At 61.1% G+C, this 14,619-nt stretch carries 13 protein-coding genes and 2 pseudogenes; 13 read left to right on the top strand and 2 right to left on the bottom strand.

What is annotated here, in order from left to right; genetic code table 11:
• Window positions 1–666: 666 nt before the first annotated feature.
• From BKP54_RS34490 to BKP54_RS37000, 4 genes and pseudogenes are all read left to right on the top strand, one after another.
• On the top strand, window positions 667–921 hold the full coding sequence (locus tag BKP54_RS34490; RefSeq protein WP_084815695.1) for a hypothetical protein: 255 nt from the start codon (window positions 667–669) through the stop codon (window positions 919–921).
• A gap of 383 nt (window positions 922–1,304) precedes the next feature.
• Entirely contained in the window at window positions 1,305–1,484 is a 180-nt protein-coding gene (locus BKP54_RS34485; RefSeq protein ID WP_128090574.1) for a hypothetical protein, read from the top strand.
• A gap of 165 nt (window positions 1,485–1,649) precedes the next feature.
• Window positions 1,650–2,534, top strand: coding sequence for a YihY/virulence factor BrkB family protein (locus tag BKP54_RS34480; RefSeq protein ID WP_245318028.1), 885 nt, complete (start codon window positions 1,650–1,652; stop codon window positions 2,532–2,534).
• A gap of 560 nt (window positions 2,535–3,094) precedes the next feature.
• Window positions 3,095–3,219 (top strand): annotated as a pseudogene (locus tag BKP54_RS37000) (type II toxin-antitoxin system mRNA interferase toxin, RelE/StbE family); the annotation flags it as partial.
• Window positions 3,220–3,351: 132 nt separating this feature from the next.
• Here BKP54_RS37000 and BKP54_RS34475 read toward each other — a convergent pair.
• Window positions 3,352–4,590: an FAD-dependent oxidoreductase gene (locus BKP54_RS34475; protein ID WP_084815692.1), complete on the bottom strand. Its 1,239-nt coding sequence runs from the start codon at window positions 4,588–4,590 to the stop codon at window positions 3,352–3,354.
• 24 nt (window positions 4,591–4,614) lie between these two features.
• The gene (locus BKP54_RS34470) at window positions 4,615–5,439 is read right to left on the bottom strand and encodes a M55 family metallopeptidase (protein ID WP_158071753.1); all 825 of its coding nucleotides are present in this window, start codon (window positions 5,437–5,439) and stop codon (window positions 4,615–4,617) included.
• Window positions 5,440–5,552: 113 nt separating this feature from the next.
• On the opposite strand from BKP54_RS34470, the gene BKP54_RS34465 reads away from it, so the two are divergent.
• The 9 genes and pseudogenes from BKP54_RS34465 (at window position 5,553) to BKP54_RS36990 (ending at window position 14,405) form a co-directional block, all read left to right on the top strand.
• A complete protein-coding gene (locus tag BKP54_RS34465; protein WP_084815690.1) occupies window positions 5,553–7,010 on the top strand; it encodes a M81 family metallopeptidase in 1,458 nt (485 codons plus the stop codon).
• A gap of 246 nt (window positions 7,011–7,256) precedes the next feature.
• Window positions 7,257–7,889, top strand: coding sequence for an XRE family transcriptional regulator (locus BKP54_RS34460; protein ID WP_084815689.1), 633 nt, complete (start codon window positions 7,257–7,259; stop codon window positions 7,887–7,889).
• A 91-nt stretch (window positions 7,890–7,980) separates the two neighbouring features.
• On the top strand, window positions 7,981–9,552 hold the full coding sequence (locus BKP54_RS34455; protein WP_245318027.1) for an ABC transporter substrate-binding protein: 1,572 nt from the start codon (window positions 7,981–7,983) through the stop codon (window positions 9,550–9,552).
• A gap of 142 nt (window positions 9,553–9,694) precedes the next feature.
• Complete coding sequence (locus BKP54_RS34450; RefSeq protein WP_025430709.1) at window positions 9,695–10,708, top strand: ABC transporter permease; 1,014 nt, start codon at window positions 9,695–9,697, stop codon at window positions 10,706–10,708.
• Between the two features lie 2 nt (window positions 10,709–10,710).
• Complete coding sequence (gene ddpC, locus BKP54_RS34445; RefSeq protein ID WP_084815687.1) at window positions 10,711–11,619, top strand: D,D-dipeptide ABC transporter permease; 909 nt, start codon at window positions 10,711–10,713, stop codon at window positions 11,617–11,619.
• Window positions 11,619–12,641, top strand: a complete 1,023-nt coding sequence (locus BKP54_RS34440) for an ABC transporter ATP-binding protein (protein ID WP_084815696.1) — start codon at window positions 11,619–11,621, stop codon at window positions 12,639–12,641. Before ddpC ends, BKP54_RS34440 begins: the two co-directional genes overlap by 1 nt.
• Window positions 12,638–13,630, top strand: a complete 993-nt coding sequence (locus tag BKP54_RS34435) for an oligopeptide/dipeptide ABC transporter ATP-binding protein (RefSeq protein ID WP_084815686.1) — start codon at window positions 12,638–12,640, stop codon at window positions 13,628–13,630. The genes BKP54_RS34440 and BKP54_RS34435 overlap by 4 nt, the downstream gene beginning before the upstream one ends.
• Window positions 13,631–13,671: 41 nt before the next feature.
• Window positions 13,672–13,983 (top strand): annotated as a pseudogene (locus BKP54_RS36995) (creatininase family protein); the annotation flags it as partial.
• An 83-nt stretch (window positions 13,984–14,066) separates the two neighbouring features.
• The gene (locus BKP54_RS36990; RefSeq protein ID WP_245318026.1) at window positions 14,067–14,405 is read left to right on the top strand and encodes a creatininase family protein; all 339 of its coding nucleotides are present in this window, start codon (window positions 14,067–14,069) and stop codon (window positions 14,403–14,405) included.
• The last annotated feature ends 214 nt before the right edge of the window (window positions 14,406–14,619 follow it).

Raw genomic sequence — 14,619 nt, 5'->3', positions numbered from 1 at the left:
TTGTGGTAGTCGACGCCAATATGGTAATCATAAGAGGCAGTCATGCTTCCAACTCCCTTGTTGAGATCTTCGAAACCCCAATAAGGTAAGCCGAAAGGCCGGAAGCGTGACTGTCCCTCGATCATCACCTGCATCTCAATGGTCCGTTCTCTCCTGGGACGCGGCTGCTTTCATGCCACCTCCTTTGGCGTCAGCCGCGGTTGATCTGTAGGCAGGGGGCGGATTCCCGTGTCAGGAAGAAACGGCGCGCTCGGCAACCGGTTCCGTATTTTCGAAAGGTCTCTCAATCGGCGGGCGTCAGCCGCCAGATCGCATTGCCGACGTCATCGTCAACGCGACCTCCTTCAAGATGTTTGCATAACGGGCGTTAGCGGGTTGAAACGTAATGGCGGCATGCGACCACTCCTAAAGTGGCCAAGCCGAATAGCGTTCACTAAGTTCCTCAGCCCTTAGTGGGAGCTTTTCTTCGCCGGCCAGCGTCACCGTTGCATCAAGCCGGCATCCCATTTTTAGTTTCGAAGGAACGGAAAAGTTCAATTTCACCGGCACTGCTGACGCTCCCGCACTCTCTCTGTCGATCACGACGATGTGTCCGTGTGACGTGGAACGTTGGGGACGTCTCCTTGTTAGGCCGGTGTCGATGGAGTTCTCAAATAGGAGTTTGACATGCTGAGAAAACTGATTGCGGGAGCGATCCTATGCATTATTGCGGCGCCTTCTGCTTTCGCGCAGGCCGATATCACCTGTAACCAGGCGGCGATGGCGAAGCTTGAGACAGACGTGAAGGCGATCACGGATGAAATGAAGAAGGACTACGCCAACAAGGAACTGGCAATGGCGAAGGAAGCCCTCGCATCCAATGATGCTGACAAATGCAAGACCCATATGTCGAACGCGATGAAAGGAAATGACCCCATGTGATCGACTGACGGTGCCTATGCGTCCGTGCCGGGCACCGTCAGCCTGCCTGGCAGGCGGCCATGAAGTGGCGCGGCGGGGGAACCTTTGCTTTACGGAGAAGTTTGTGGCTGTACGGGCCGGCGCGCTTTGGAGGATGCTCGACATGAATGCCTGCAAGGAAGTTAGCCCAGACCAAAGCCGGGCTTCCTGTTGTCAGCGAGGTCGGGCAAGGACCACCCCACACTTTCGAGACGGCGGACAGCATGCGAACAGCCGACAGAGGCGCCAGTCGAGTATAATCGGGGCGGTCGTTTTGCCCACGCCCCTTCCTCAATAAACAGAGGAGAAATCCCGTGAAATCCGCCGATAAAGACGTACGCGCGCTCCCCGATCAGCTTGAAGCCATGACGGATGACGAACTGTTCGCCCGGATGAGCGAGTTGGAAAAGGAAAGCGAGCGACAAGACGTACCTAGTGAGACGGCCCTTGAAATGATCGCGCTGGTGGAAACGGAAATCGAAAGACGGTTTCCAGGGCAACTCATGGCTCCCTACCGGGAGTGGCGGCGGCGGAAAATCCTTTGACGCCGTCGGAGTAGGTTTCATACACGCTGGGCGCAGGAAATCGGGGGTGCAAGAAGGCGGGCACTACGGTTGACAACGAAGAGAGCCGCGAATGATCCAAGGGGCCGCGATGCCAAATCGCCAGGGCAAATCCCTGCAGAGGGACTATGGGATGTGGCTTGGCGAGTGTATGTCAGCTTCACTGAAGACAGGGTCGCAATGATTGCGGCTGGCGTGACTTATTACCTGTTGCTCGCAATCTTTCCCGCGTTAGGCATTTTCGTCTCCCTTTATGCCATTGCCGCCGATCCCGCAGATATCTCACGGCAGATCGAATTTCTGGTGTATGTCGTGCCCTCTGCGGCTCTTAGGCTGATCCTGGATCAATTAGGTACGCTTGCATCGCAAAGACCCGGTACCGCCGGCCTCGGGCTGCTGGTCAGCTCAAGTGTGGCTCTTTGGAGCGCGCATAACGGGATCGCTGCGATCTTCGAAGCAATGAACATCGCCTATGGTGAAAACGAGAAGCGCGGCTTTCTGCATCGCACTGGATTGGCCATGGTTTTCACTGTCAGTGGGATGATCGCGTCGATTTTGGCGATTCTGGCAGTCGCGGTCCTACCAGCCTGGTTAGGTTTTATCGGGCTGGAGCATTGGGCGGAACTGCTCGTCTATATCGCTCGATGGCCGCTGTTGCTTCTTCTGTTCACGGGAGGTGCCGCAATGCTCTATCGCTTTGGACCAAGTCGCGAACCGGCGAAGTCTCGCTGGTTCACGTGGGGTGCGGCCTTTACCACGTTCATGTGGTTGGTTACTTCAGTGCTGTTTTCGTTCTATCTCGACCATTTCGCAAATTATAATGCCACTTACGGCACGCTGGGCGCTTTTGTCGGTTTCATGGTCTGGGTCTGGATTTCAGTTATCATTCTCATCCTTGGCGCGGAAATCAACGCCGAACTTGAGCATCAGACAATGTGCGATTCAACAACAGGTAGCCCGCTTCCCATGGGGGATCGCGGAGCCTATGTCGCCGACACACTCGGAGAACCGGCTCCTCCATCTAGCGAGTGATCGAAAGCTATTTTTCATTGTGTCGAAGTTCGGCTCCGCTCACCAATCTTGAATATGAACCATTCATATGGCCGTGCGTTTCCCTTGGAATGGTGAGGTGAAGCCATGTCACGAACCTTTAAAAGCAACAGCCGCCGAGCGAATTTCCTTCACACTGGGATTGTGGCATTCGCGTTGTTGACGATCGCAATGATGATTGCACTGCTGTAGCTGCGTGCTGTCCGAGGCGGGAATAGATCTTATTTGAGAAAGCGCGCACGGCGAATGAGACCGCTGGCTGTATGGGGCAGAAACCAGACCTGGCAAAAGATTAGGACAGGCAAGTCTTCGGACCCCGTTGCGGACCTTCCCGCACAGAGGCTGATTGAGAAGTCCTGACCCGAGACGGTCGTTCCGCCAGGTCAGCCAGGACGAATTCGCGGAGCATGCTCCGGGAAACGTGCATCGCGCCATAGATACCCGGCTGCGTGGTATTGCCGGATCCGCCGTCGATCTTGACGCGCCTATCCGCCCAGCCGCGCCGAGTTGTCTGGGCGCGCCCTTGACGAACGCGATGCTGCTTCAGCTCGGGTGAAAGCGAAAAGCCGAAGACCGCGATTCACGTCGACGAGGAGATCACCCGACTCGTTCGTCGCCTACTCGACTTCCCGAAGGTGGTTGTCCAGGTCGAATTGAGGAAACGCGGTAGTTGGTAATTCCGCGAACACCATACGTCGCAGAGTTTCGAGCGAGGCGTGGCGTTTTGAACCGGTGAACGTCGATGATCAACAACCCAATATCCAACCCGACACAATCCGCCGTGGTCTTTGCGGCTGCGTTACGCCCAACCCCGCGCTGACGGCAGCAGGGGGAGAATAAGGGGTTTCGTGCAGCCCACCGTCATCAACTCTGCCAGGAGGAATGCGGTCGTCGGGCCCAATGTGAAGCCCTGATGGCCGTGGCCAAAATGGAACCACAGGCCCTTGTGCCGGGTCGGCCCGACGACAGGCAGCATGTCGGGCATGCAGGGGCGGGTACCCGACCAAAGCGTGGGCTCGACGGCCTCACCCAGCGCAAAGAGCTGGCGCGCAATGTTGGTCGCATGCCGAATTTGTCGCGATGCCGGTGCTGCCCCCGGCGGCGCCATATGCGCCCCGGTCAAAACCCGCCATCCCGCATTCATCGGCGCAATCAGCGTGGAATTGTCGACGTCCAGCATTGAAACGCGTGGTCCGTCCTGGCCTGAAAAATGCCTGTGATAACCGCGCTTAAACACCATGGGTATGCGATAGCCGAAGTTTTTGGCGAGCGTCGGCGACCATGGCCCCAGGGCAATGACCGCATTTTCAGCGCCGACGACGCCATCTTCAGACATCACCCGCCAACCGGCGCCATTCCGCTGCAACGTCATGGCGTCGCCGCAGGCCAGCGTCCCGCCGCGCGCCACGAAGAGAGCGGCGTAGCGCGCAACCAGTTCGCCCGGGTCGCGGCAGGTCCAGGGCGAGGTCCAATGGACGGCACCGGCGAGCCGACGCAGCAGCGCCGGTTCGCTCGCCGCAAGTTCGTCCGCGCCGAGTACATCAGACGGTACGCCGTAGACCCGCCTCAGCCGCTCCGCGGCCGCGGCCGCCGCTTCGAAATTCGCGGGCGTACGATAGACGGCGCGCCACCCCTGCCGGACGATCAGTTCGCCAGCGCCGGCGGGCCCGATGAAGCGCGCGTGATCGTCGCTCGCGCGCAGCGCGAGCTGGGAATAGGCAGCAACGGTTCTCGCGTAAGGAGCAGCCGCAGACTGCGTGAAATAGCGCCAGAGCGGCCCCGCCAGACGTCGCATATCGCCAAGCCGCCAATCGACGTCGTTGCCGCGCTTGAGCGCCACCCTGGCGATTTCGTTCAAGCTGCGCGGGAAGGCATAGGGCTCGACGGCTTCAGTTTGAATGATGCCGGCGTTGCCATAGCTTGTTTCCCGCCCTGGTGCCTGGCGATCCAGCAGCACGACCTGGTGCCCGCTCTCCTGCAATGCAAGCGCGGTTGAGACGCCGACCATGCCGGCGCCGAGGACAATGGAGGTGGTCATGGCGGGATTCCGTAGCGGAGTTGGTCAGAAAGTCAGGCGCGAATTGTAGCCGACCACGAATTGGATGAAGCGCGAGACGTCGATCATGTCGTCGCCCTGGTAGCGGATCGTATAACCGTCGGTGCGCTCGACGCCCTTGAGGTAAGAGAGATATTCGGCCGGCAGGCGATTTCGGAACACGATCTCCAGCGTCGGGTTTTCCAGCTTGAACGGTTTTGCCCCGCCGGCTCTCGCCAGCGCCGTCTTGACGCCCTCCCGAATCCGGCGATGCGCGACGGCCGGCGTCAGCGAGATCGCCGATTGCGTGCTGTAAACCTGCTTCACCGGCACCGTCACGATATCGCCGATACGCGCTTTGATCTCGTCCAAGGCGATGTTGTCGCCCGAGGCGAGCAGGACCGGCACGTCGAAATGCCCGGCAATGGCGGCATTGATGCCGGCCTCCGGCATGACGATACCGTTGATCCGCACCTCGGCAAAGGCTGTGCCGCCGATCGTGTGCGACAGCACGCCACCCGGATGACTTGCCCCGGCATGGTAGCCGAGAAGCATCGCACCGACGAACGAACCGAGCTCGACGCCCTGCATCATCATCAGCGGCCGCGGCCAGCTGCGGACGACTTGGACATAGTCGGGCAGGCGGTCAATCAGGATGCTCTCGCCATTTCCGTGGGAATCGCTGAGGATGACCTCCTCCACGCCTTCCTCGTGTGCAGCCTCGCAGGCGTGAACCACGGTATCCGTCATCCAGCGGCGGGCGTTTTCGTATTCGAAACCTTCCGGCATCAGTTGGTCGCGGCTTACGACCCCAACGATCCCCTCGATATCAGCGGAAATATAGATGCGCATTCCTGCCTCCCCCGGGCCAGCCGCGCGATAGCGCGAATGATGCATTTGACTTTCCGACGATAAACATAGTTTTATGATTAGAAAATATCTTTCTTTGTTGGCGAGAGGCAAAAATGAAACTGTTTATTGCGGGGCTGGACACCGAAACCAATACTTTTTCGCCGATGCAGACGGGCCTTGAGGCCTTCCGCGAAAACCTGATCGCCTATGGCGACGCCACCGGCAGGCCGCTCACCTGCTGCTCGTCGCAGATGTCTGTCTGGCGCAATGCTGCTGAGGAAGAAGCCTGGGACGTGGTAGAGAGCCTCTGTGCCGTGGCTGAGCCTGGCGGCAAGACCACGCGGGCGGTCTATGAAAGCTTCCGCGCCACCATCCTCGGCGACCTCGAGGCGGCGATGCCGGTCGACGCGGTCATGCTTGCCCTGCACGGCGCCTGCGTCGCCGAGGGCTATGACGATGTCGAGGGGGATTTACTCGAGCATGTGCGCGGCGTGGTCGGGCCGAATGTCGCGGTTGCTGCCGAGCTTGATCTGCATTGCCACATCACCGATCGCATGCTCTCGAGCGCGACCATGATCGCCACCTACAAGGAGTATCCGCACACCGACATCGAGGAGGTCGCCGGCCAATTGTTCCGGTTGATGAAGCGGACCCTTACGGGCGAAGTGCGGCCGGTGATGGGCCTCTATGACTGCCGGATGATCAATACCTTCCACCCGCATCGCGCGCCGTTGCGCGGCATTGTCGACCGCATGAAGGCGATCGAGGGGCAGGATGGCATTCTCTCGGTCTCCTTCGGTCACGGCTTTCCCTGGGGAGACGTCGAAGATGTCGGCGCGAAGATGCTCGTCGTGACCGACAATGACGCAGAACAGGCGACACGCACGGCGGAGGCCTTTGGCAGAGAGATATTCGATGCGCGTGAGGAAATGCGCGGCACCTATCTCAGTATCGATGCCGCGCTGGATCGGGCCGTCGCAGCGAGGAGCGGACCGGTCGTTCTGGCCGACGTCTCAGACAATGCCGGCGGCGGGGCGCCTGGAGACTCGACCTTCACCCTGCGCCGCATCATCGAACGCGGCATCGAGGACGTGGCGACCTGCCTCTACTGGGATCCGATTGCGGTGCGCATGTGCCGCGAGGCGGGAGAAGGGGCGACGCTGGCGCTGAGGATCGGCGGCAAGGTCGGGCCGGCCTCCGGCGACCCACTGGACCTGACCGTGACGATCAGGCGCATCGCCTCCGGCATTACCCAGCGCTTCGGCCCGACGCCGCTCGGGATCGGCGACGCGGTCTGGGTTACGGCAGGCGGCGTCGACATCGTGCTGAACACCGTGCGCACACAAGTCTTCCACCCGGAATGCATGACGGCGCTGGGCTTGAATCCGGCGCAGAGGAAGATTGTCGTGGTGAAATCGAGCAACCACTTCCGCGCCGGCTTCGAACCGATCGCCAGCGAAATCCTCTATGTCGGCGGCCCAGGCGCCTTGCAGCCCAACTTCGAGGAACTGCCCTTCACCAAAATGAAGCGCCCTTATTGGCCGAAGGTCGGCGACCCGTTCGCACAGTAGAATGGCTGCCGTTCGGCTCGGCTCAACGCGACGAAGATTGGGTGACCATTGGGTCGCGCCCATGACGCCAGGATGTATGGGTGCTGCTCCACCGTTCGAATTGCTTTTCGTGGCGATGTTGATTTCGGCCACGTATTATAGGAAATGGTTTTCCTATCATGCCAGTCGGATTCTGCGCGCGTCGCGGGCTGAGCCGGGAGCGGCACGCGGTCCGGAACGGCTGCAGGCAAATTGGAGACGCCAACGATGACCGATGCGAAATCCAGCCTCGGCGATATCCTTAAAGAGATTCGCAACCGCAATCGCTGGACGCTGGCAGAAGTAAGCTCCATGACCGGGCTTGCTGTCTCGACCCTTTCCAAGGTCGAGAACAACCAGATGCAGCTCACCTACGACCGGTTGATCCAGCTGGCCCAGGGCCTCAAGGTCGATATCGTCGAGCTTTTCGGGACCGCGGCGGGTGCTGAGGAAGCCCCCAGCATGCTGGGGCGCCGCACTTACACCAGATCCGGCGATGGGCGGGAGATCATCACACAAAACTACGACTATCTCTATGTTTGTACAGAGATTTCGAAGAAGTCGATGGTTCCGATCGTGGCGGTGGCCCGCGCCCGCACACTCGAGGAATTCGGGCCGCTTATCCGACACAAGGGCGAGGAGTTCTTCTACGTTATCGAAGGGGAACTCGAACTCCATACCGAGATCTATGCGCCCTTGCGGCTCAAGAAGGGCGATTCCTGCTACTTCGATGCCATGACGGGGCATGCCTATCTCAGCGTGAGCGAAGAACCTGCGCAAATCCTGTGCGTTTGCTCGACCCCGGAAACCGAATTGGTCTCCACCTTGGCGAACGCACAAACGACCAAGCTCACAAGCTGATGTAACTAAAAACGAGTACGATAAGAAAAAATATTGCACTTAGGAAAATCGTTTCCTACTCTAGTGCTGCGGTTGGTGCCGGGAGGGCATCGTGCGCCGCAGTTCTGGGGAGGACTACGAGATGAACGCTTCCACGTGGAAATCGATTGGCGTCGCCTTGCTTCTGGCATCGACGCCTCTTTCCGGCGCAATCGCTGCGCAGGATGTGCTGGTGCTGGCGCGAGCGGAAGATCCGCCGACCGCCGATCCTGGCGTCGAAATCAGCAACAGCGGTTACACACTGATTTACGCCGCCTATGAAAGGCTGGTCGCCTACAAAGGCGCGACAACGGAGGTCGGGCCCGAACTGGCCGAAAGCTGGACTGCCGACGACGCCGGCCTCGTGTGGACCTTCAAGCTCGCCAGCGGCCACAAGTTCGATGACGGCGCACCGGTCGACGCCGCTGCGGTCAAATTCAGCTTCGATCGATTGATGAAGCTGAAGGCAGGCCCCTCCGATGCGTTTCCGGTGCTGAAGGAAGTCGAGGTCGTCGATCCGCAGACGGTGCGTTTCCATCTGACGGCGCCATTTGCGCCCTTCATCTCGACGCTTGCCGTCTCCGGTGCGGCCATCATCAATCCCAAGGTGATGGAGCACGAGAAGGACGGCGACATGGCGAAGGCCTGGCTTGCGGAGCACTCCGCAGGCAGCGGCCCTTACCGGATCGCCTCATGGGAGCGCAACCAGAGCATCGTACTCGACCGCAACGAGCACTACGCGGGCACCAAGCCGGCGCTGAAACAAGTGGTCGTCCGCATCGTCGGCGACGTCTCGGCCCGCCGCCTTCAACTGACCAACGGTGATGCCGATATCATCGAGCAGATCCCGCTCGATCAGGCGGAGGCGCTGCAGAAGGACGCCTCCGTCGTGGTCGAGAGCAATCCCAGCATGTATGTGAACTACATCTACATGAACAACCGCCAGCCGCCGCTGGATGACGCCAGGGTTCGCCAGGCGATTTCCTATGCGGTCGACTATCAAGGCATCATCGACGGCATCATGCTCGGCCAGGCCAAACAGATGCGCGGCGCGGTGCCGAGCGGCATGTGGGGGCACGACCCACAGGGTTTCCAGTACACATACGATGTCGAGAAGGCCAAGGCCCTGCTCGCCGACTCCGGCAAGAACGACATCCGCCTGACCTACACCTTCTCCCAGGCCGATCCTGCCTGGGAGCCGGTCGGGCTTGCGCTGCAGGCGTCTCTTGCGGAAATCGGCATCAAGCTCGACCTGCAGGCGGTCGCCGACACGACCAAACGCGAACTGGTGGCCAACGGCAAGTTCGATATGGCTCCCGGCGCCTGGACGCCTGATTTTGCCGACCCCTACATGTTCATGAACTATTGGTTCGACGCCGACAAAATGGGCGGTCCGGGCAACCGTTCCTTCTACGACAACACCAAGGTGACCGCGCTCGTGAAAGAGGCGGGCTCCATCGTCGACGAGGGGAAGCGCAAGGAACTCTATGTCGAAGCGCAGAAGCTCTCGACTGAGGACGCGCCCTATCTCTACATCATGGAAAAGAACGACATCTTCGCCCGCCGCGCCGTCGTGCAAGGCTATGTCTACAACCCCATGCTGATCCAGGTCTACAACTTCGGAACGATGTCGAAAACGGAATGACGGAGCCGGATCAGACCGATCCCGCGGCCTTGATGGGCCTCATTCCACGCAACACCTGCCGCCAGCCTCAACGGCTGTGGCGGCAGGGTTTCATCGTTTCCCAAGCAAGGTCAGGGTTCTCCTGCCGGAAGGGCTGACGTCCATGGCAATCACCCGCATCATCATCCCGCGTCTGGTTCTTTTGCTTTTCGTTGTGTTAGGCGTCGCCGTCATCACCTTCACGATCTCGCATCTCATACCGGGAGATCCGGCGCGCATGATCGCGGGCGACCGGGCGAGTGCCGAAACGCTTGAAAACGTCAGGCGCAATCTGGGCCTTGATCGACCTGTTGTCGAACAGTTCACCATCTATATCGGTAATCTGCTGCAGGGCGATCTGGGGACATCCCTGCGCACCAACCGCCCGGTTGCCGGCGATATCCGCACCTTCCTGCCAGCGACGCTGGAGCTTGGAACAGTCGCGCTCTTCATCGCGATCTGTCTGGGTGTGCCGCTTGGTGTGCTGTCGGCGGTCTATAAGGACGGGCCGATCGACCAGATTGCACGGACGGTCTCTGTGTGCGGCATCTCGATGCCGGTGTTCTGGTTCGGCCTTATCCTGATCTATCTCTTCTACGCCAAGTTTCAGATACTGCCCGGCAGCGGCCGTCTGGCCATGGGCATCGTTGCGCCCGAACGCATCACCGGGTTCCTGTTGATCGACTCGTTGCTGCAAGGCCGCTTCGATGCCTTCCGCAGCGCCGTCTACCACATCATCCTGCCGGGCTTTGTGTTGGCCTTTGCCAATATGGGTGTGATCACGCGCCAGATACGCGCCTCGATGCTGGATGTCCTGCAGGAAGACTACATTCGCACTGCGCGCGCCAGCGGCCTGCGCAAGGGCATGATCATCTTCAACTATGCGCTCAGAAACGCGCTGATCCCTTCCATCACCCTGCTCGGGCTGGCACTTGGCGATCTTCTCTATGGCGCGGTGCTGACCGAGACGATCTTTGCCTGGCCCGGCATGGGCACCTACGTCGTCACCTCCATTCAGACGCTCGATTTTCCCGCCATCATGGGCTTCACGATCGTCGCTTCCATTGGGTATGTGCTGATCAACCTCCTGGTCGATCTCGCCTACATGCTCGCCGACCCCCAGATCAGGGAGGTCTGATCATGTCTGCCGTCATCCCCACCGAACCTGTCGCGGCGAGCCCCGCGATGCGCAGGACCAGGTCCCTATCCGAGCGGCTGCGTTATCTCTGGTACCTCAGCCGCCGGAGCCCGCTGACCCTGGTTGGCGCTGCCCTCATCCTGCTCGTCCTCATCATGATCATCGCCGCGCCGGTGATCGCGCCCTACAACCCGGACAAGGTCTCGCTGACGGCGCGTCTGCTGCCACCGAGTGCTGCCCATTGGTTCGGTACCGACGAGGTCGGCCGCGACCTGTTCTCGCGCGTCGTCTATGGGGCAAGGGCATCCTGCGGCGCCGCCTTCATGATTGTCCTGATCTCGATGTCGGTTGGGGTGCTGATCGGCTGTTTTTCCGGCGTGGTCGGCGGACGGGTCGACACCGCCGTCATGCGGCTGATGGACGTCATCCTTGCCTTGCCGGCGCTCGTGTTGGCCATGGCGCTGGCCGCGGCCCTTGGGCCCAGCCTCTTCAACTCCATGCTAGCCGTGGCGATCGTGCGGATTCCCGCCTATGTGCGCCTGGCCCGCGGTCAAACGCTGTCCTTGCGCGAGCAGGTCTTCGTAAGGGCGTCGCGCACTTTCGGTGCCTCGCCGCTCTACATTCTGCGCTGGCATATCCTGCCAAACGCCATGTCGCCGATCATCGTGCAGGCGACGCTCGATCTTGGCGGTGTTGTGCTGATCGCAGCCGCCCTCAGCTTCATCGGCCTCGGTGCTCAGCCGCCCACCGCCGAATGGGGCGCGCTCGTCAGCAGCGGCCGCAGCTACATGCTCGATCAGTGGTGGTACGCGACCTTCCCGGGTCTCGCCATTCTGATCACGGCCATGGGATGTAACCTCGTTGGCGACGGCATCCGCGATATGCTCGACCCGCGCTTGAGGGGCAGATGATGACGACCGGTATTGTTGAATCTCGCGGTCAGGCGCTGGCCATTCACAATCTGTCGCTGGAGTTCCCAACCTTCAGCGGCGCGATCAAGGCGCTCGACAATGTGTCGATCAATGTCGCAAAGGCAGAGATCGTCGGGATCGTCGGCGAGTCCGGCTGCGGCAAATCGGTGACGACCATGGCAGCAACCGGGCTGCTGCCCAAGGGGCGCTACAGGATCACCGGCGGCTCCGTCAGGATCTTTGGTCATAGCACCCTCGCCATGAACGAGAGCCAGCTGCAGGATGTGCGCGGCAAGATGGTCTCGACCATCTTCCAGGAGCCGATGAACGCGCTCAACCCGACGATCCGCATCGGCAAGCAGCTGACTGATGTCATCATGCGTCACGAGGAGGCAAGCTTGACGGATGCCAGGCGCATTGCCCGGGATATTCTTGCCGACATGCTGATCGGCGAGCCCGAGCGGGTCATGAAGCTCTATCCGTTCGAGCTCTCCGGCGGCATGCGGCAACGGGTTCTGATCGCGATGGCATTCTCCTGCAATCCCGGGCTCATCATCGCCGACGAGCCGACGACTGCGCTCGATGTCACCGTCCAGGCCGTGATACTGCGGCTTATCCAGAACCGCGCCCGCCGGACCGGGACGTCGGTGATCTTCATCTCGCATAACGTCGCGGTCGTGTCGCAGCTCTGCGATCGACTTTACGTGATGTATGCCGGAAGGATCGTGGAGCAGGGCGTGACGCGAGCCGTTCTCGACGCGCCGCAGCACCCCTATACCCAGGCGCTGCTGCGCTGCCTGCCGGAACGGGTGGCGCCGAAGCAGGAACTCGAAGCGATCACCGGCGCGGTACCGAACCTGATGCACCCGCCTGGCGGCTGCTATTTCCAGCCAAGATGCAGGGAAGCAGTTGATCTCTGTCGATCTCGGTCTCCGCAGTTGGAGGGGGCCGATGGTCGACAGGTGGCCTGCTGGCGGCGTGGTGTCGGAGCGGAGATATCAGAGCAGGGGGGCCCGCAATGACCGAAGGCGTTGATACGATAGGCCGGCCGGTTCTGGACGTTTCCGATCTCAAGGTCCGCTTCCCCGCGTCCCGCGACTGGCTCGGTCGCCCCACCTCGCATGTGCACGCCGTCAACGGCGTAACTCTTAGCGTTCGCGGTGGTGGAAGCCTTGGTATCGTCGGCGAATCCGGTTGCGGCAAGAGCACGCTCGCCCAGGCGATCATCGGGCTTGCGCCTTACGAGCAGGGCAGGGTGGCGATCGACGGCCACGATTTGCAGGCAGCGAAAGGAAGGCAGAAGCGCGATCTGCGGCAGAAGATGCAGATCGTTTTCCAGGATCCGCAATCCTCGCTCGATCGGCGCCTGCCGGTCTGGCGGCTGATCAGCGAACCGTTGCACATTCGCGGCGGGCACAGCACTGCCGAACTGCATGCGAAGGCGGAGCAACTGGCCGCAGCCGTCGGCTTGAGGCCGGAACATCTGGATCGCCTGCCCCACGAATTTTCAGGTGGCCAGCGCCAGCGCATCGCAATCGCCCGCGCGATCAGCACGGATCCCGATCTCATGGTGTTGGACGAGCCGACATCGGCGCTCGATGTGTCGGTGCAGGCGCAGATCGTCAACCTGCTTTTGAAGTTGCAGCGGGAGCGGGGGCTAACGTACCTCTTGATTTCGCACGATGTCGCGCTGGTGCGCCACTTCTGCGACGATGTCGCTGTGATGTATCTCGGCCAGATCGTCGAATCGGGTCCGGCCGACGAGGTTCTGGGCAATCCTTGCCACCCCTATACCCAAACGCTTCTGGCCTCGGCTCCGAGTTTCGCAAGCCCCTTGCCGACCCTCGCCGAGGTGCGGATCGGCGAGCTTCCAAACAACCGCAAGCTGCCGACCGGTTGCTTCTACAGGGAACGATGCGGCATGGCTGCTGCTGGCTGCGAGGTGCCGCAGGTCCTCCACCGCCTCGGCGATGGCGCGCGCCACGCGAGGTGTCATCTGGCCCAGGGTTGAGGCGCTGACGAGCGCTATAGGGCGCTCCGCCTTCCGTCCGCATGGGCGGCGGTATGGCGGTTCGATGTCGCGAGATCGCCGACACGCCGGGGGCGCTCGCCGTCCTGCCGATTGGTTCGCTGGAACAGCACGGGCCGCACCTGCCGGCTATTACCGACACCGCAAGCGCATCGGCGGCGGCCATTCGCGCCTCTCGGCTGGTTGCCGATGATATTCCGGTCGCCGTTCTGCCTGGCCTATGGCTAGGCATGAGCGAACACCACCTGCCTTTCGGCGGATCCATCACGCTCGACTACGATACGCTCAGCCGCGTCATCCGCTGCATCGTGCGCTCGCTGAAGACGCTCGGCTTTTCGCAGCTGTTCGTCGTCACCGGCCATGGCGGCAACATGGATCCGCTCGCGGTACCGTGCGTGAGCTGGCGGTCGAGTTCGCCATGCCGATCGTCGCCACGACGCCGTGGATGCTGGCGCCGGAGGAGTCGGGGAAGATCTTCGAGGTCGGTGCGCATCATGCTTGCGAAGGCGAGGCATCTATCATGCTGGCGATCGTGCCCGACGCGGTGAAGACCGAGATGTTCAGCCAGGCCTATGGCAACCAGCAGCATCCCGTCGATGTGCCGGCGGACGTGTCGCGCTTCTATTCCTTCGCCGAGCGTGCGCCGGTCACCGGCACCTGGGGCGATCCGCGTAGCGCAAGAGCGGTAGTCGACCCAGCAAGAGCACGGATCGACGAATTGGCCGGAGTGTTTCCCCTCCGGCCCCAGGCGCTGTGATGCCGAGGGTGGCGTCGCACGATCCACTTGAATTGAGATTGCCAGCCGAGCCGGCATTAGCCGGCTGACGGCGCTTGTGAAAAAAAAGCGAGGGGCAAAGGCCCCTCGCTGCCACGGTAGAGATCTGCCGGCCTGTTTACCAGCAGACTGTCCCGCTTAACGCGCGGTTGACACGACGCCTGCGCCGCCGCTTTCGCTGCCGCCGCCGCTTTCG

Source organism: Ensifer sp. 1H6 (genome assembly GCF_001976035.1).
Taxonomy (GTDB): domain Bacteria; phylum Pseudomonadota; class Alphaproteobacteria; order Rhizobiales; family Rhizobiaceae; genus Ensifer; species Ensifer canadensis.
Note: the sequence above shows the minus strand (reverse complement) of the source record. Positions and strands in the feature narration are given on the sequence as shown.